Below are 17283 nucleotides of genomic sequence, written 5' to 3' on the forward strand. Positions count from 1 at the left end.
CCATCAGGTCCCCCGAAAGGGGAAACCCCGGTCCGGCGCGCACGGGGGAGAGGCGCGTCGGACCGGGGTGGTCACCGCGGGAGGGTCGTCGGGGCCGCGTGAACCGCCGGACTCACGCGGACCGCCGGGCTCACTTCAGGTGGAGCTGCTGACCCGGGTAGATGAGGTCGGCGTTCTCGACGACGTCCTTGTTCAGCTCGAAGAGCTTGGCCCAGCCGCCCTTGACGCCGTGCGCCTGGGCGATCTTGCTGAGGGTGTCGCCGGTGACGACCTTGTACTCGCCGTCGCCCTTCTTGACCTTCTTGCCGGTCGGCGTGGTGACGGTCTTCGGGGCCTTGCGGTGCTCGCTGCGGGTGGTCGGCTGCTCGGCGCGACGCTCCTGCTGCTTCGGCGCGGCCTCCTGCTTCGGGGCGGCCTGCCGGGTCTGCTCCGGGGCGGGCTGCTGCGGGGTGCTCTCGGCGGCGCCGCCGTCGTAGGAGGCACCGGAGAGGCCGACGCCGCAGCTCGGCCAGGCGCCCTTGCCCTGGCCCGCGAGGACCTTCTCGGCGACGGCGATCTGCTGCGCCTTGGACGCCAGGTCGGCGCGCGGGGCGTAGGCGGTGCCACCGAAGGCGGCCCAGGTGGAGTTGGTGAACTGCAGGCCGCCGTAGAAGCCGTTGCCGGTGTTGATGGACCAGTTGCCACCGGACTCGCACTGGGCGACGGTGTCCCACTCGGCGGTGGTGGCGGCCGAGGCGGTGCCCGCGGTCAGCAGCGGGGCGGCGACGGCGACACCGGTGACGCCGACGAGCGTGGCGACCTGGGCGGCCTTGGAGGGACGACGGTGTTTGCCCTTGGCGGAAAACAGCATGGGGATTCTCCTCACCGACGCCTGTGAGGTGAGCTGTCGGGTTCGGGCCGGAAAGTTGCCCGGCCGCGTGTCCTAGCACGCGGCTTCACCCCAAGCCGGTCGTCGGCCGTCTGTCTCAACGGCCGGGCCCGGCACTTACCTTGGGTCCCCCACTCCTGCCTTCGGCGCTTGCGCGACGACTGTTCCCGGCGACCGACGGCAGGATTCGGCGTTTCGGTCGACGGGGCCCGCGGTGGCGAGCGGTGAAGACCGTAGACACAGACCCACCGGAAGTTCAAAGAGGCCGATTGCGGAAATATCGCCCTTCCTTGCCCTCCGGTGGGGGGTGTTTGCGCAGGTGGGAGGTGACGGAAGCAAAGTTTGCGGACGTGACACGCCAGTTGGGACGAAGAGACCCATGTCTCACTTGCCCAGAACCGGACATAAGCCCGCGAACTAACCTGCCGCCGCCGTCGAACCCTCCGTCAGGTCGAGGCTCTGACCAGGGAGGATGAGGTTCGGATCGGCGCCGACCGTCTTCTTGTTGGCGTCATAGAGGGCGGTCCACCCCCCGGGGAGCGCGTTCTCCTCCGCGATGCCGGACAGGCTGTCACCCGGCCGCACGGTGTACTCGCCCGAAGCGCCCTGACTGTCCGTTGTGTCCGACTTCTCCGCTTCGCCGGTCGCCGAACGGGTGTCGACCGCCCCTGCGGCCGCGTCCGCGCCCGCCGCGTGCCGGCCGGATTCGGCCGCGCCGTCCGTCGTGCCGGATTCCTCCGGGGCGGCCTCGCCCCGGTGCTTGCCGGTGCCGGGCGAGGCCGACGGCGCGTCACCCTTCGGCGTGTCGGACGAATCCGGCGTACCGGGCGTAACGGACGCGTCGGGCGTGACCGGGGCCGACGGGGTGACGGGCACGGCCGGCGTGGTCGGCGCGGCGGGGGTGGCGGAGCCCGCCGGACCGGTCGGCGCGGCCGGGGTCGCGGGAGCGGTGGGCGTCGCGGACGTGGCGGACCGCCCGGCCGTCCCGTCGGCGCCCGCGGTGCGGTTGGACTCGGGGAGGGGGCCCGTGGGGGTCGTCGGGACGACCGCCGGGCCGGGGTTCACGCCGGTGACCTTGCCGTCGTTCTTCAGGCCGGCGATCGGGGCGCAGGTCGCCCACTCGTCGCTGCCGCGGTCGAGCGCCTTCTCGGCGACCGCGATCTGCTGGGCACGGCTGGCCAGGTCGGGGCTGGGCGCGTACGCGAGGCCGCCGTTGCGCTCCCAGCTGTCCTGGGTGAACTGGAGGCCGCCGTACATCCCGTTGCCGAAGTTGGCGCTCCACTGGCCGCCGGACTCGCACTCGGCGACCCGGTCCCACGTGGCGGCGTCGGCGGCGGAGGCGGATCCGGTGGCGAGCAGCGGCAGCGCCATGGCGGATCCGGTCACGCCCGCGGCGACGACGAGGGCGGGGGCCTGACGGGGGCGACGGTGTCGTCCGTTCCCGGAACGCATAGAAGCGCCTTTCGCGTGACGGCTGAGACTGCCGGGAAACGTAGCCGCATTCGAACGCCCGTCACAAGCCGATCGCCCCCCGATCACGTAAAGATCACATTTCTGATGGTTCGTCAGTAACCAAGACCGGTACGGAAGGGGAGAACTCCACCGGAAGCGTGCGCAAACCACGCATGATGAGCCCACCGCGCCACCGCAGTTCGGCCGGATCGGCGGCAAGTCGCAGGTCCGGCAGGCGAGTCAGCAGGGTCGCGAGCGCCGTCTGCCCTTCGAGGCGGGCGAGCGGCGCGCCCAGGCAGTAGTGGATGCCGTGCCCGTACCCCAGGTGCTGGTTGTCGCGCCGGGCGAGGTCGAGGACGTCGGGCCCGTCGAAGCGCTCCGGGTCCCGGTCGGCGGCGGCGAGCACCACCAGCACCGGGTCGCCCGCCGGGATCTCCTGCCCGCCGATGGTCAGCGCCCGCGTCGCGTACCGCCAGGTCGCCATCTCCACGGGCCCGTCGAAGCGGAGCAGCTCCTCGACGCCGGTCTCCAGGAGCCCGGTCTCCCCGGCGGCGAGCGAGGCCTGGAGCCGCTCGCGCTGCTCGGGGTGGCGAAGGAGCTGGTAGACGCCGTTGCCGATGAGGTTGACGGTCGTCTCGAAGCCGGCGAAGAGAAGGATGAACGCCATCGCGGCGGCCTCGTTCTCGGTGAGGTGCTCGCCGTGGTCGGAGGCCTTGATGAGCCCCGAGATGAGGTCGTCCCCCGGCTCTTCGCGCTTGCGGTGGATCAGCTCGGCGAGGTAGCCGCGCATCTTCTTCACCGACCGGGCGACCCCGCCGCGCGGCCCCCCGCCGTGCCGGATCATCATCCCGGCCCAGTCCCGGAAGTCGTCCTGGTCCTCCTCCGGCACCCCCAGCAGGTCGCAGATCGCGTAGATCGGCAGCGGGAAGGCGAACTCGTGGATGAGGTCGGCGCTCCCCCGCTCCACGAAGGAGTCGATGAGCCGGTCCGTCAGCTCCTGCACGCGCGGGGTGAACTCGGCGACCCGGCGCGGGGTGAAGGCCTTCGAGACGAGCCGCCGCAGCCGGGTGTGGTCCGGCGGGTCGATGTTGAGCAGATGCGTCATCAGGCCCGCGCTGCGCTCGCCGGGGATTCCGGTCTTCCCGGGTTCCACGTGGTGCACGGGGTTCTTGGAGAGCCGCTGGTCCGCGAGGGCCTGCCGGGCGTCCGCGTACCGGGTCACCAGCCAGGCCTCGACCCCGCTGGGCAGCGTCGTCCGGTGGACGGGCGCGTGCTCCCGCAGCCAGGCGTAGGCGGGGTACGGATCGCTCGCGAACTCCCAGGTGAAGAGGTCGGGCGCGGGGGCGGGGCCGGGGGTCGTACTCACGCCACGACCGTACAGGGCGGCCCCGGGCGGCACGTTCCCGGAGAACCCGCACCAAGCGGTGCAGGTCGTGCCTTAGATTCTTGTCAGTGGATCATCAGCTGCTCAGGAGCACGTTCGCGGTCGTCGAGAGACGCGCCGAGCACGCCGTGACGTTCTTCTACTCGCACCTCTTCTGGCACAACCCCGGTGTGCGCGAGCTCTTCCCCGAGGACATGCTCCCCCAGCGGGACCGGCTCCTCGCCGCGCTCGCCCACGTGGTGACCCACCTGGAGGACCCCGGACTCGCCGACTACCTCGGCCGACTGGGCCGCGACCACCGCAAGTTCCTCGCCTCCCCCGCGCTGTACGCCGGGGTCGGCCAGAGCCTCCTCGCCGCCTTCGCGCACGCCGCCGGCTCGGCCTGGACCATCGAGGCGGAGAAGGCCTGGACCGAGGCGTACGGGCTCGTCGCCGATCTGATGCTGGCCGGGGCCGCCGCGTCGGAGGAGGCCGGGGAGCCCGCCTGGTGGGACGCGGACGTCGTCCGGCACGAGCTGTACGGCGACGACCTGGCCGTCCTCACCCTCCGCCCCCGCCGGCCCCTCCCCCACCTCCCCGGCCAGTACGTCAGCGTCAGCTCGCTGCGGGTCCCGCGCGTCTGGCGCACCTACTCCCTCGCCGACGCGCCCCGCCCGGACGGCACGGTCGAGCTGCACGTGAGCCGGATCGCGGGCGGCGCGATGAGCACCGCGCTGGTCGACGAGACGCGGCCGGGCGAGGTGCTGCGGCTCAGCGCCCCCGGCGGCGGGCTCACCGCGCGGACCGCGCCGGGCGGACTCCGCACCTACATATGCGGCGGCACGGGCTGGGCCCCGGTGCGGGCGCTGCTCGCGGAGGCCGCCGAGCGCGAGCCGGAGCTCGAAGGGCGGCTGTTCGTGGTGGCCCGCGCGAGGGAGTACCTGTACGGGCGCGAGGACGCCGAGCGCCTGAAGGAACGCCTCCCCGGGCTGAACGTCACCTACATCACGGCCGCGCCCCGGCAGCGCAGGGACCGGGCGACCGAGCGGCTCCTCCAGGCCCTGCGGGCCTGCGGGCACTGGCCCGCGCACGACGTCTACCTCGCCGGGCCGCCGGGCTTCGTGACGGAGGTCGCCGAGGCCCTGGAGGAGCTGGGCACCGACCCGGCGCGGATCCGCCACGACACCCTGCCGTCCGTGGGCCGCTTCACCACCCGCCCCCACACCGCCGCCGAACGCCTCCTGGGCCCGCCGGCCCCCCTCTGGCACGACCCGGAGGCCCGGGCGCCGCGCGAACGGACCTAGGCGTCCAGGCCCTCCGCCGCCCGGATCGCGTCCCGGTACGTGCGGGCCGCCGCGCGCAGGGCCGCCTCCGGATCCACTCCGGCGGCCTCGGCGCGGGCCGCGAGGGCGAGGAGTTCGTAACCGATGCCGTCGCCGGTGCCGTCTCCGGCCGGGAGCTTCACGTCGAGGGAGGCGGCCCGGACCCGCCCCGCGAGCTTCGCGGCGAGCGCGAGCCCCGGCTGCCCGAGCGGCACCCCGTCCGTGACGGACTCGCGCTGCTTCTCGATGGCCTTGGTGCGCTGCCAGTGCGCCTGGACGTCCTCGGGGGTCTCGGCGGTGGCGTCCCCGAAGACGTGCGGGTGCCGGTGGATCAGCTTCTCGACGAGCGTCCCGGCGACGTCGTCCACGGAGAACGGCTCCTCCGCGTCCTCCTCGGCGATCCGGGCGTGGAAGACGACCTGGAGCAGGACGTCCCCGAGCTCCTCGCGGAGCTCTTGCCGGTCCCCCTCCTCGATCGCCTCGACGAGTTCGTACGCCTCCTCGATGGCGTACTTGGCGAGCCCCCGGTGGGTCTGGCGCGAGGTCCAGGGGCACTCCCGGCGGACGCGGTCCATGACCTGCACGAGGTCGAGGAGGCGGGCGCCGGGCAGGTCGTACGAGCCGGGCAGCAGCTCCAGGTCGGGCATGGACACCCGGCCGGAGCCGGCGAGCCGGGCGAGGCCGTCGGTCAGCGCCCTGTCCCCCTCGCCGGAGGGCAGCAGCAGGACCGTACGGCCGCCGGCGCAGGCCTCGACGAGCTCCTCGGCGGTGGGCCGGGCGTGCTCGACGGCGACGCCGGCCTCCCGCAGGTACGGCAGCTGGGGGTGGTCCTCGTCGGGGCAGAGCACCCGGTCGGCCCCGTGCAGCGCCTGCCAGGCGGGCCAGGACAGCAGTCCGGGGGCCACGCGGTGGCTGGCGGTGAGCAGAACGATGCGGCCGGGGCTCTCAGAAGTCACCCTTCGAACCTACCCCGGGTCAGGCGCCCGCCTGCACGGCCGTGGGGTCCTGGCTGATCTGGCGGAGCCAGGGCGCGCCGTCGTAGCCGGTGTCGAGGCGGATCTGGGAGTTGTCCCAGCGGCCGTAGCGGGGGTTCACGTCGATGGCGAGGTCCTTGGCGGCGGCGGAGAAGACCTCGGTGAGCTTCTTCTGGCCGGCGGGGTCCTCGGTGACGCCCAGCTTCTTGGCGATCTTGTTCATGAGGACGTTGCGGCGGACGACGTCGTCGATCTGGCCGGGCGCCACGCCCTGCTCCTGGAGGAGGACGGCCGCGAGCTGGTCCTCGCCGCCGGACTGGCGGACGAAGGCGGCGCGGGTCTGCTGGAGCTCGGCGCGGGTGGCGCTGACGCCGTTGTCCTCGGCGACCTTGTCGACGACCCGGTCGAAGATCATGGCGTTGAGTTTGCGGCGGCCGAGGTCACCGGTGGCGGCCACCAGCTGGGCGGACTGCGGCGAGGCCGCCTGGGCGGCCCGTACGTCCTTCACCTGGGCCTGGAGGCTGGACACCTCGATCCGTTCGCCGCCGACGACGGCCGCCGCTCCCGGATGGGCGTCGCCGCCGCAGGCGGTGAGCAGCGGGGCCGCGGCGAGGAGGGCGGCGGAGACGGTGAGCGCAGTGCGGCGGTGCAAAGGAGCCTCCCGGGCTGGTCGTGCGTCAAGTTGAACGACCTTGCGGTGATCGATGGTAGGGAGTCGCCGGGGCCGGAGCCACTACTTCGGAGCGACTGTTTCCCACAACGACTCACCCGTCACCCGGGTGTCGGCCGGTTCCGCACCTCCGCCCGTCTCCTTCAGCAGGTAGTGCGGCCGCCGCTTCACCTCGTAGTAGATGCGTCCGACGTACTCGCCGATCAGCCCGGCCATCACCATCTGCATGCCGGCGAGGGCGGTGACGGTGACGAGGAGGGTGACGTAGCCGGGGGTGGTGACGCCGTTGACGAGGGCGTCGCCGACGATCCAGGCCGCGTAGCCGAGGGCGATGACGGTGAGGAGGAGGCCGAGGTGGACGGCGGCCCGCAGGGGCTTGTTGTTGAAGGAGAGGAGTCCGTCGAGGCCGTAGTTGAGGAGCTTGCCGAAGGTCCACTTGGAGCGGCCCTGCTCCCGGACGGCGTTCTCGTAGGAGAAGGTCGTGGTGGGGAAGCCGACCCAGGAGAAGAGGCCCTTGGAGAAGCGGTTGTACTCGCCGAGTTCGAGGACCGCGTCGACGGCGCGGCGGGACAGCAGCCGGAAGTCGCCGACGCCGTCGACGAGCTCGACGTCGACGAGCCGGTTGATCGCCCGGTAGTAGAGGCGGGCGGTGAGGGTACGGGTGACCCGGTCCCCCTCGCGGGTGCGGCGGGCGACGACCTGGTCGTACCCCTCGGCGTGCAGGGCGACCATGCGGTGCACGAGCTCCGGCGGGTGCTGGAGGTCCGCGTCCATGATCACGACGGCGTCCCCGGCGGCATGCCGGAGCCCGGCGAGCATCGCGGCCTCCTTGCCGAAGTTGCGGCTGAAGGAGAGGTAGCGGACCCGGTCCGGGTCGGCTCCGGCGAGCTCCCGGAGGAGCGGGAGGGTCCGGTCCCGGCTTCCGTCGTCCACGTAGACGAGCTCGAACTCACCTTCGAGACGGGCGAGTTCGGCGGTCACGTGGTCGTGGAAGCGGGCGAGGACGTCCTCCTCGTTGAAGCACGGGACGACGATCGAGAGCAGCACGCGGACCACGACAACGGAGCACGGTGACCCGGCCGGTCCGCGTGGATGGCGAGCAGAAGACCATCGCGTGAACTGGCCCGGCGGGCCGGTCATTTCCGTGGCGTCCGCTGTCATATTCGATCCGCCATGCCGAAAACCACGCGCTCGTACCTGCTCTCCGCCCTCCTCGCCGCCCTCGCCGTCTGCGGCGGGGACGCCGTCGCCCGGGTCTTCCCCTTCGGGCCGCGCCACCGGGCCGTCAACGACCTCGCCAACCAGTTCGTGCCGTTCCACGCGCACCTGTGGGACCTGCTGCACGGCCGGGCCGACGGCGGGCTGCTGCTCGACTGGCGGGCCGGCTGGGGCACGAGCTTCCTGCCCGACTACGGCACCTACCTGTCGAGCCCCTTCGCGCCGCTCGTCGCGCTCTTCCCGCGCGGGGACGTCGAGTACGCGGTGTACGCGGTCACCGTCCTGAAGACGGCGGTCGCGGCGGCGGCGATGACGTTCCTGCTGCGCCGCCTCGGACCGGGCGCCTGGTGGTGGGCCTCGGTCCTGGGCGCCTCGTACGCGCTGTGCGGCTGGTCGCTCGCGGAGGGCACGTACAACCCGATGTGGCTGGACGGCCTGATCGCCTTCCCGCTGCTCTGCCTGGTCGGCGAGTGGGCGCGGGAGGGCCGGCGCCCGCTCCTGGGCCCGCTGGTGGTGGCGGTCTGCTGGTTCGCGAACTTCTACACCGCGTACATGGCGACCCTGGGCGCGGCCCTGGTGCTCCTGGTCCGCCTGGCGGTCACGGACTCCTTCCGGTGGCGGACCCTGCTCCGGGCTGCGCTGACGACGGCCCTCGGCATCGGCCTCGCGGCCCCCGTCCTGGTCCCGGTCTTCCTCGGCTCCCGGCACGCCTACCCGGGCGTGGTCCGGGACTTCGCCCCGGCGGCCGGCACGGACTTCCTGGCCCGGCTGTTGCCGGTCACCTACAGCTTCTCGACGCCGGCGGCCTTCGTCTGCACGGCGGTGCCGCTGCTCGCGGGGGCGCTGCTCTTCCGCCGGGACGTGCCGGGGCGGGAGCGGTGGCTGTGGGGCGGGCTGTGCGCGGCGGTGGCCCTGTCGATGCAGTGGACCCCGACGCACCTGCTCTGGCACGTCTTCGCCACCCCGAACGGCAGCCCGTACCGGCAGACCTTCGTCCTGTCCGGCGTCCTCGTCCTCGCCGCCTGGACGGGTCTCGCGCACGGCCTCCCGGACCGCCGCGCGCTCCTCGGCGGCACGGCGGTCGTCCTGGCCCTCGCCGCCGGGGCCCTCCCCAGCCCCCTCCTCACCTCCTGGTCCCTGCTCCTCGCGGCCGTGGGCCTGGCGGCGGTGGCGGGCGCGCTCCTCCTCCCCCGCCGGGGCCGGCACGGCGTCCTCGCCGCGCTCCTCGTCGCCGGGACCCTGCTCGGCCAGGCGGCGGCGACCACGGCGTACGCGGACCGGGAGCGGCTCGCCCGGCTCGACGACTACCCGCCCTGGGGCGCGGAGCACGAGCGGCGGGCGGCGGCCCTCGCGGCGGCCGACGGCTGGCCCGCGTACCGCACGGACTCCGGCCTCCCCCGGGTCGCGGGCAACGACCCCCTCCTCCTCGGCGGCCAGGGCGCCGCGTACTACAGCAGCCACACCCCGGCGGTCCTCACCGAGACCCTCGCCGCCCTCGGCGGCGGCTGGACCTCACGCGGCCGCAACCTGCTGAGCCTGGACAACCCGGTGACGGACGCCCTGTTCGGCGTCGGCGCCCGATGGCGTGACGGCGCGGTGGTCCGTACGGACGTCCGCCTCCCCCTGGTGACGGTACGGCCCCCGGGCCCGCCCCCGTCCTACGGCACGTCCCCCTTCCGCAACCAGGAACTCCTCCTCGGCGCCCAGGTCTACGAGCCCCCTCACGCGGGCGCGTGCCCCGTCGGCACGGAGGTCTTCCTCTGGGCCCCCGACGCCACCGGCCCGGCCCGCCTCGGCGACCACGAGACCCGCCTCCTCGGCGGCCGACCGAAACGCCGCGCGGCCCTGACCTCCCTCGGCGTCCAGCGAGTCCCCGGCATGAAGCCCACCCTCCCCGGCCCCGGCGAACTCGGCTGCCTGGACCACGACCGCCTCCGCGCGGCGATCACGTCCCTCCGCGCCCGCGCCGCCACCTCGGTCCAGGTCACCTCCGACGGCATCCGGGCCACCCTCCCGCCGGGCTCCACCGGCACGGCGGTCGTGGCAGCCCCCCACATCGCGGGCTGGCACTGCTCAGGCGCCCCGGCCACCTCGTACGGCGGCCTCCTCGCCGTCCCGGCCCACGACGGCCAACTCTCGTGCACGTTCCGTCCCCCGGGCCTGCGGGCGGGCCTGGCGGCGGGGGCAGTGGCGCTCCTGGGTCTGTGCCTGGTCCTGGCGCGTGTCAGGACCAGACTCGGCGGGCCACGAGAGGCCAGTGACCGCTGAGCACGGGGGCGAGTCCGCCGAGCCGCTCCCGCCGGGACGCCCCCGCCTACGGGGCGTTCCGCAGTTCCCAGCGGACCTCGCCGTCCTGTTCCTCGTCCGTCGGCGTCAGGCCGGCCGCGCGGGCGACGGTGGCGGAGGCCGTGTGGTCGGGGTGGATGTGGGCGAGGACGGTACGGACGCCCCGGGCGAGGAGTAGGTCCACCAGCGCCCCGGCCGCCTCGCGGGCGATGCCCCGGCCCTGCCACTCGGTGCCGGTCACCCAGGCGACCTCGGCGGTCCGCCCGCCCTCGGTGACCGTCGCCTGGACGGTCCCGGTGAGCCGGTCCTCGGCGCGGAGTCGGACCACCCAGTTGCACCAGAGGACCGCGGGGTCCGGTGAGCCGGCGACCAGGCGTTCGTACCGGGCGCGCAGTTCGGGTGCGGTCAGCGGGGTGCCGCCGGTGAAGGTGTGGAGGGCGGGGTCGGCGAGGACGCGGGCCATCTCGTCGGCGTGTGCGACGGAGAGGGGGAGGAGGTCGAGGCGGGCCGTCCGTACGGTCGCGTCGCCGGGTCCGTCGCTCACGCCTCGCCCAGGAAGCCGGGGTCGGTGCCGTCGAGCTGGAGGGCCGTGTCCCGTGCGAATCCGAGCAGTTGCTCCAGGGGGACGACGGCGCGGCTGGTTCCGGCCAGGTCCTGGTGCGCCTCGGCGGACCACAGCGGCGGGTAGAGGCTGAGGCCCTCGCCGCCGGTCAGTCCGGGGACCTCCTCGCGCCAGCCGGGCCAGCGCAGGCCCTCGTAGAACTCCTCGGCGCCCCCGGCGAGCAGCCAGGACAGCCAGGCGCCGTATCCGGCGCCGGTCGCGTCCCAGCGCAGCGAGTCGGGCGCGAAGTAGACCACCTCGCCGGGCCGGCCGGGCAGTCCGGTCTCCTCCGCCGTGCCGCCCTGGATCGCGAAGGTCCCGCCGAGGACGTCGTGGGCGACGACGAGCCCGGCGGCGGGCCGCCAGTCGGCGTCGGGCTCGGCGGGGTAGCCGTTGATCCGGGCGAGGCCGGGCAGGCGCCGCTCGTTGTGGGCGGCGGGGCTGCCGTACACCCGCAGCCAGCCGTCGTCGACGAGCATCCCGCCGGTGCGGAACAGGAACGCGCCCAGGTACGAGCGGACGGTGACCTGCGTCTGGAGGAGCGTGGCCGCCGCCTGCCCGGGGTCGGCGTCCAGCACCTCGACGGGCACCTTCGCCGTCCGCAGCTCCTCTTCGAGCAGCGACCACGCCGGCTCGTCGACCTCGGTCAGCTCGCTCAGTTCACGCATGGGGAAATCGTCGCACGCGGTGGCGGGGCGTTGATCGGGGGCACTCTCAGGGGTATCTTGCATTACATGGTTCCTGGCGAAGCAAGATCCGAGACGGCGGCCGGAAAGGTCGCCAGTCAGCTGCGCAAGGGCGTACTGGAGTACTGCGTCCTCGCCCTGCTGCGCGACGGCCCGCGCTACGGCGTCGAGATCCTCGACGAGCTGGCGGCGGTCAGCGTGATGACCACCAGCCAGGGCACGATCTACCCCCTGCTGTCCCGGCTCCGCCGCGACGGGCTCGTCGACACCGAGCTGCGCGAGTCGGCCACCGGCCCCGCCCGCCGCTACTACACGCTCACCGCGCCGGGCAGGACCGCGCTCACCGAGTTCGCCGAGAGCTGGCCGCGCTTCCGCGACGGCGTCGACCACTTCCTGACCGCACCCCACGGAGGCACCGCATGACCGGCACCGAACACCCCCTCGTGACCGACTACCTGGCCACGATCGAGCGGGAGGCGTCCTTCCTGCCCGCGGGCCGCCGCGAGGAACTCCTCGCCGACCTGCGCGAGCACCTCGCGGTCGCCGTCGGGGACGAGGAGGACCCGGCGGCCGTCCGCACGGCCCTCGAACGGCTCGGCAGCCCCTCCGCGATCGTCGCCGCCGCCCGCGCGGAGGAGCCGGAGGCCCCCGCCGCGACCGCGACCGTCGCCGCCCCGAAGACGCAGCCCCGGACGCGGGCGGTCGTCACGGCCGTCCTGCTCGGCCTCACGGGGTTCGCCGGCCTCGGCGGCTCCCTCCCCGCCGTCGCCGCCCTGATCGTGGGCCTGATCCTGCTGTGGACGTCCGACGCGTGGGACCGCGGCACCAAGGTCCTGGCGACCTCGCTCACCCTCGCGACCCCGATCGTGGTCGCGCTCGGCGGCCTCTTCCTGGCCGCCCGCTTCGGCCCGACGGAGCTGCTCACCATCCTCGTCCTCGGCATCGCCCTGCCGGCCACCGCGGCGGTACGCCTGCTCCGCACCGCCCCGCCCGCGGCGGCCTGACCGGTCCGGAGCACGGGACCCCCCATCGACCGACCAAGATCATCACGGGTGCAGAATGACCCGTATGACCCTGTCGAACACACCGGAACCGGCCCTGATCGACGACGCGCACACGGTCGCCCGCACCCTGGCGTCCGCCTTCGGCGACGACCCGATGATGCGCTGGTTCTTCCCCGACGACGCGAGGCGCGAGGCGGACCTCGGCCGCTACTTCACGACCCTCTTCACCCGGCAGTACGGCCCGCACGGCGTCTGCGAGCGGACCGGCTCGGCCGCCGCGTTCTGGGTGGCGCCCGAGGGCGCGGACAAGGCCGTCCCCGACGCGGGGACGATCCAGGAGCTCGTGGAGATCCTCGGCGACCGCGCCCCGGTCTTCAAGGAGGCCGTCACGGCGGCCGCCGAGCACGGGCCGGCCGAACCCCACTGGTACCTCGCCGTCATCGGCTCCGACCCCGCCGCCCGGGGCCGGGGCCACGGCTCCGCCCTCCTCCGCTCGGGCCTCGCCAAGGCCGACGCGGCGGGCCTGCCGGTCTACCTGGAGTCCTCCAAGCCGGACAACCTCCCGGTCTACGAGCACTTCGGCTTCACGGTCCAGGGCGAGTTCTCCCTGCCGGGCGGCGGCCCGGTCCTGTGGTCGATGAAGCGGGAGCCGCGGGGCGTCTGACGGTCCGCGGAGGGCGGTGGGGCGGGTCCGTTCAACGTCTGTTGACCGGGTGATGACATCCGGACGGTGCCATGGGCCGCATGAAGCCCAGAAGAAGCGCACTCGTCACCGCCGCCCTCGCCGCCGCCCTGGCCTGCGGCCCCCTCGCGACCGCGCAGGCGGCCGCACCCACGACCACACCCACGACCGTCCGGACGGCCACGCACGCGGCCGCCGCCACGGCCCACCCGGCCCCCGGCGGATCCGTCCGGCCGAAGCAGGGGGACACCAAGGTCCCGGTCCTGCCGTCCGCGCCGCTCAAGGGCCTTCCGACCCTGCGGGAGGCCCGGAAGCAGGGCCTCCTCGCCGGGCCGGTGACGGCCGGGGGCGGCGCGACGGCGCAGGCGTTCCCCGGTTACGACTGCACCACGCCCCCGCAGGGCTGGGGCTACCACGACTACCTCGCCCCCGGCGAGTGCCTGACGCCGGACACGTACATCGCCGTCAACAGCGAACCGGGCGGCTGGTACGAGCTGTGGATGCAGAGCGACGGCAACCTCGTCCTCTACTTCCACGGCGCCCCGTTCTACACGGCGAAGTGGCAGACCAACACCCGCGCCTCGAACGCGACGCTGTGGATGCAGCACGACGGCAACGTCGTCCTCTACGACGGGCAGGGCAACCCCCTGTGGAACACGGGCACCTACGGGTGCGGCGGCCTGGGCGCCTGGCTGCGGGTCCAGACCGACACCAACCTCGTCCTCTACACCAGCGACTGGACCCCGATCTGGGCCCGGTTCAAGGGCCCCGCCTCCCGCCCCTGCTGAACCGGGGCGAGCCCTCACCGCCGGGTGCCGTCGGACGCTCAGTCGAGGCAGAACTCGTTGCCCTCGATGTCCTGCATGTTGATGCAGGACTCGTTCTCCTCGTCGGCGTACAGCGTCTTCAGGTGGGTCGCGCCGAGGGCGACCAGGCGGGCGCACTCGGCTTCGAGGGCGGCGAGGCGCTCGTCGCCCACGAGGCCCTTGCCGGCCCGTACGTCGAGGTGGACGCGGTTCTTGACGACCTTGCCCTCGGGGACGCGCTGGAAGAGGAGGCGCGGGCCGGCGCCCGTGGGGTCGGAGCAGGCGAAGTGGACGGGCCGCTCCTCGGGCGGCAGCGAGTGGTGGTACTCCTCCCAGGTGGCGAAACCCTCCGGGACCGGCTGGAGGACGTACCCCAGGACCTCGCACCAGAAAGCGGCGAGGCGCGCGGGCTCCGCGCAGTCGATGGTGACCTGGACTTCCTTGATCGCTGCCATCGGGCCACCGTAGCAAGGGGGCCCGACGGCGATCATCTCCTTTTCAGGGAAGGCGAGTTGGGGCACTCTCCAGGATCACCAGGCGCTGGGTCGCGCGGGTCATCGCCACGTACCGGTCGACCGCGCCCGCGACGCCCTCGCCGAAGCCCTCCGGGTCGACGAGGACCACCAGGTCGAATTCGAGGCCCTTGGAGAGGGACGGGGTGAGCGAGCGGACGCGGGGACGCTCGCGGAACGCCGGGGCGCCGATGACGCAGGCGACGCCCTCGGCGTTCTCGGCGAGCCAGGCGTCGAGGATCCCGTCGAGGTCCGCGACCGGGGCGTGGACGACCGGGATGCCGTTGGCCCGGATGGACGTCGGCACGTTCGCGTCCGGGAGCGCGGCCCGGATGACCGGCTCGGCCTCCGCCATGACCTCCTCCGGCGTGCGGTAGTTGATGCTCAGCGACGTCATGTCGACGCGGTCGACGCCGACCCGCTCCAGGCGCTCGCGCCACGACTCGGTGAAGCCGTTCCGGGCCTGGGCGCGGTCGCCGACGATCGTGAAGCTGCGGGACGGGCAGCGGAGCAGCAGCATCTGCCACTCGGCGTCGGTGAGCTCCTGCGCCTCGTCGACCACGATGTGCGCGAACGGGCCGTCCAGCGGCTCCCGTCCGGCCGTGGGCAGGGCGTTCTCGTCGACCAGGCTCTCCTGGAGGTCCTTGCCCCGCAGCATCGTGACCGCGCCCTCGCCGTCGGGGTCGGCCGCGACGATGCTGTCGATGACGCCGGCCATCCGCTCGCGTTCGGCGGCGACGGTGGCCTTGCGCCGGAGGTTGAACCGGGCCGTCGCCGGGTCGCCGAGCCGCTGCCGCGCCGCGTCCAGGAGCGGCAGGTCCGAGACCGTCCACGCCTGGGCGTCCGCGCGCCGCAGCCGCTTCACCTCGTCGGGGCCCAGCCAGGGCGCGCACATCCGCAGGTACGCGGGGACCGTCCACAGGTCGCCGACGAGGTCGGCCGCCTCCAGCATCGGCCACGCGCCGTTCAGGGCCCCGGTCAGCTCCCGGTCCTGCCGCAGGGACTTGCGGAACTGCGCCTCCGGGACCTCCTCGCCGTCGTACTTGTCGAAGAGGATCGAGACCAGGTGCTCCCAGATCTGCTCGCGGGCCTCGTTGTGCGGGGTGCCCGGCTCCGCCGCGTCGAAGGCCTCCGCCCAGTCGGCGGCCGTCAGCGGGATGTCCGACCAGTGGGTGGAGACGGTCATGTCCTCGGTGGGCGGCTCCTCGTAGAACGCGACCGCCTTCTCGATCGCCCTCACCATGTCCGCCGTCGACTTCAGGCGGGCCACCTCCGGGTCGGTCTCCGCCGGCGCCTTCGCGCCCTCGGCGACCAGGTCCCGCACGGTGCAGGTGCGTACGCCCTCCTCGCCGAGGCTGGGCAGGACGTCGGCGACGTAGTTCAGATAGGGCTGGTGCGGGCCGACGAACAGCACGCCGCCCCGGCGGTGCCCGAGCCTCGGGTCCGCGTAGAGGAGGTGCGCGGTGCGGTGCAGGGCGACGACCGTCTTTCCCGTACCGGGGCCGCCGTCGACGACGAGGGCGCCGCGCGAGCCCGCGCGGATGATGGCGTCCTGGTCGGACTGGATCGTCGCGAGCACGTCCCGCATCCGGGGCGAGCGGTTGCCGCCCAGGCTCGCGATGAACGCGGACTGGTCGTCGAGCGCGGCGTGGCCTTCGAGGCCCTCGGCGGTGAACACCTCGTCCCAGTAGTCCGTGATCCGGCCGCCGGACCAGCGGTAGCGGCGGCGGCTCGCCAGGCCCATCGGGGTGGCGTGCGTCGCCGCGAAGAAGGGTTCCGCCGCCGGGGAGCGCCAGTCGACGAGCAGCCTGCGGCCGGTGCTGTCGGTGAGGCCGAGGCGTCCGATGTAGAGCGGCTCGGAGTCGTCCGTACCGACCACGCGGCCCAGGCACAGGTCCAGGCCGAAGCGGCGCAGCGTCCGCAGGCGGCCGCTCAGCCGGTGGATCTCCGCGTCCCGGTCCATCGCCTCCCGGCCGACACCGCCGGGCGCCCTCCGCTCGGCGTCGAGCCGCTCGGACAGCTCGGCGATCGTCTCGTCGAGGCAGCGGGCGATGGCCGCGAAGTGCTGCTCGTCGGCGGCGATGAGCGCCGGGTCGGCCTTGGGGGAGAGGTTGCCGGCGAGGTCGAACACACCGGCAATGAGGGACGTCATGTAGGGAATCTCCCGCTTTCGGTCGTCTGGGCTTTTCGAGGCGAGGTGCGATTGTGTGCCACCGAGGGGGCCTTGCCGCAAGCCCCCCTGTGCGCTATAGGTTGAAAGTGCGGGAGGTGTGTCGTTCCCTCCTCGCGATCCCCCTCTCGGGAAATTCCTCGGACGCGATCCGCAACCTCGGGCGGTGCCGCACGTCTGGTGGGTTGAAGGCGCCCTTCAACCGATGTTCCAGACCGTGTTTCCGACACTTCCTCGGGAGAACCCCATGTCCAGCCGTGCCAAGCCCAAGACCCTGGCCGTCGCCATCGGTGCCGCGCTGCTCCTCGGCGGCGGCTTCGTCGCGCAGGCCGTCGCCGACTCGGCGCCGAAGCCGGCCCCCGTGGCGCCGAAGGTCGTGACCGTGCCGAAGCCGGCGCCCGTCGCGCCCAAGCCGGTGGCGGCCCCGAAGCCCGCGCCCGCCGCGCCCAAGCCGGTGGCGGCCCCGAAGCCCGCGCCTGCCGCCCCCAAGCCGGTGGCGGCCCCGAAGCCCGCGCCTGCCGCCCCCAAGCCGGTGGCGGCCCCGAAGCCCGCGCCCGCCGCGCCCAGGCCGGCTCCCGCGCCGAAGGCGACCCCCGCGCCCGTTCCCTCCCCCGTTCCCGTCCCCGCCGGTGACGCGCCCCGTGTGATCGCCCCCGGCAAGTAAGCACC

Annotated in this window: 17 protein-coding genes and 1 riboswitch; of the genes, 7 read left to right on the forward strand and 10 right to left on the reverse strand. The window is 73.7% G+C overall.

The window, feature by feature from the left end; all coding sequences use genetic code 11:
- Positions 1–130: 130 nt before the first annotated feature.
- From ACH4TP_RS20515 to ACH4TP_RS20525, 3 genes are all read right to left on the reverse strand, one after another.
- Positions 131–850 carry a transglycosylase family protein gene (locus tag ACH4TP_RS20515; protein ID WP_398438730.1) on the reverse strand — a complete coding sequence of 240 codons (720 nt, stop codon included), beginning with the start codon at positions 848–850 and terminating at the stop codon, positions 131–133.
- 3 nt (positions 851–853) lie between these two features.
- Positions 854–1027: riboswitch (cyclic di-AMP (ydaO/yuaA leader) on the reverse strand.
- A 258-nt stretch (positions 1028–1285) separates the two neighbouring features.
- Positions 1286–2320 carry a transglycosylase family protein gene (locus ACH4TP_RS20520; protein WP_398438731.1) on the reverse strand — a complete coding sequence of 345 codons (1035 nt, stop codon included), beginning with the start codon at positions 2318–2320 and terminating at the stop codon, positions 1286–1288.
- Positions 2321–2414: 94 nt separating this feature from the next.
- Positions 2415–3686, reverse strand: a complete 1272-nt coding sequence (locus tag ACH4TP_RS20525; protein WP_389227951.1) for a cytochrome P450 — start codon at positions 3684–3686, stop codon at positions 2415–2417.
- 86 nt (positions 3687–3772) lie between these two features.
- On the opposite strand from ACH4TP_RS20525, the gene ACH4TP_RS20530 reads away from it, so the two are divergent.
- Entirely contained in the window at positions 3773–4987 is a 1215-nt protein-coding gene (locus tag ACH4TP_RS20530; protein ID WP_398438732.1) for a globin domain-containing protein, read from the forward strand.
- On the opposite strand, the gene ACH4TP_RS20535 is transcribed toward ACH4TP_RS20530, so the two are convergent.
- The 3 genes from ACH4TP_RS20535 to ACH4TP_RS20545 form a co-directional block, all read right to left on the reverse strand.
- Entirely contained in the window at positions 4984–5961 is a 978-nt protein-coding gene (locus ACH4TP_RS20535) for a nucleoside triphosphate pyrophosphohydrolase (protein ID WP_389227945.1), read from the reverse strand. The genes ACH4TP_RS20530 and ACH4TP_RS20535 overlap by 4 nt on opposite strands.
- A gap of 19 nt (positions 5962–5980) precedes the next feature.
- Complete coding sequence (locus ACH4TP_RS20540) at positions 5981–6631, reverse strand: SurA N-terminal domain-containing protein (RefSeq protein WP_398187901.1); 651 nt, start codon at positions 6629–6631, stop codon at positions 5981–5983.
- Positions 6632–6712: 81 nt separating this feature from the next.
- The gene (locus ACH4TP_RS20545) at positions 6713–7696 is read right to left on the reverse strand and encodes a glycosyltransferase family 2 protein (protein ID WP_398438733.1); all 984 of its coding nucleotides are present in this window, start codon (positions 7694–7696) and stop codon (positions 6713–6715) included.
- A gap of 126 nt (positions 7697–7822) precedes the next feature.
- Between ACH4TP_RS20545 and ACH4TP_RS20550 the strand changes: the two genes are divergently transcribed.
- Positions 7823–10135 (forward strand): YfhO family protein, encoded by a 2313-nt coding sequence (locus ACH4TP_RS20550; RefSeq protein WP_398438734.1) that lies wholly within the window; start codon positions 7823–7825, stop codon positions 10133–10135.
- A gap of 46 nt (positions 10136–10181) precedes the next feature.
- Here the strand turns inward: ACH4TP_RS20550 and ACH4TP_RS20555 are convergent, their stop codons facing one another.
- Together ACH4TP_RS20555 and ACH4TP_RS20560 are read right to left on the reverse strand one after the other, a co-directional pair.
- A complete protein-coding gene (locus ACH4TP_RS20555; protein WP_398438735.1) occupies positions 10182–10697 on the reverse strand; it encodes a GNAT family N-acetyltransferase in 516 nt (171 codons plus the stop codon).
- On the reverse strand, positions 10694–11422 hold the full coding sequence (locus ACH4TP_RS20560) for a DUF2625 domain-containing protein (protein WP_398438736.1): 729 nt from the start codon (positions 11420–11422) through the stop codon (positions 10694–10696). Before ACH4TP_RS20560 ends, ACH4TP_RS20555 begins: the two co-directional genes overlap by 4 nt.
- Positions 11423–11488: 66 nt before the next feature.
- Between ACH4TP_RS20560 and ACH4TP_RS20565 the strand changes: the two genes are divergently transcribed.
- From ACH4TP_RS20565 to ACH4TP_RS20580, 4 genes are all read left to right on the forward strand, one after another.
- Positions 11489–11863, forward strand: a complete 375-nt coding sequence (locus ACH4TP_RS20565; RefSeq protein WP_389227927.1) for a PadR family transcriptional regulator — start codon at positions 11489–11491, stop codon at positions 11861–11863.
- A complete protein-coding gene (locus tag ACH4TP_RS20570) occupies positions 11860–12444 on the forward strand; it encodes an HAAS signaling domain-containing protein (protein WP_398187915.1) in 585 nt (194 codons plus the stop codon). The genes ACH4TP_RS20565 and ACH4TP_RS20570 overlap by 4 nt, the downstream gene beginning before the upstream one ends.
- A 55-nt stretch (positions 12445–12499) precedes the next feature.
- Positions 12500–13108 (forward strand): GNAT family N-acetyltransferase, encoded by a 609-nt coding sequence (locus ACH4TP_RS20575; protein WP_389227921.1) that lies wholly within the window; start codon positions 12500–12502, stop codon positions 13106–13108.
- Between the two features lie 80 nt (positions 13109–13188).
- Positions 13189–13914 (forward strand): hypothetical protein, encoded by a 726-nt coding sequence (locus ACH4TP_RS20580; protein ID WP_398438737.1) that lies wholly within the window; start codon positions 13189–13191, stop codon positions 13912–13914.
- 38 nt (positions 13915–13952) lie between these two features.
- On the opposite strand, the gene ACH4TP_RS20585 is transcribed toward ACH4TP_RS20580, so the two are convergent.
- On the reverse strand, positions 13953–14387 hold the full coding sequence (locus ACH4TP_RS20585) for a VOC family protein (protein ID WP_389227916.1): 435 nt from the start codon (positions 14385–14387) through the stop codon (positions 13953–13955).
- 43 nt (positions 14388–14430) lie between these two features.
- A complete protein-coding gene (gene helR / locus ACH4TP_RS20590) occupies positions 14431–16596 on the reverse strand; it encodes an RNA polymerase recycling motor ATPase HelR (RefSeq protein ID WP_398438738.1) in 2166 nt (721 codons plus the stop codon).
- 265 nt (positions 16597–16861) lie between these two features.
- Here helR and ACH4TP_RS20595 point away from each other — a divergent pair, with 265 nt between their 5' ends.
- The gene (locus ACH4TP_RS20595) at positions 16862–17278 is read left to right on the forward strand and encodes a hypothetical protein (protein WP_398438739.1); all 417 of its coding nucleotides are present in this window, start codon (positions 16862–16864) and stop codon (positions 17276–17278) included.
- The last annotated feature ends 5 nt before the right edge of the window (positions 17279–17283 follow it).

The organism is Streptomyces sp. NPDC021012 (assembly GCF_044333355.1).
Classification (GTDB): Bacteria; Actinomycetota; Actinomycetes; order Streptomycetales; family Streptomycetaceae; genus Streptomyces.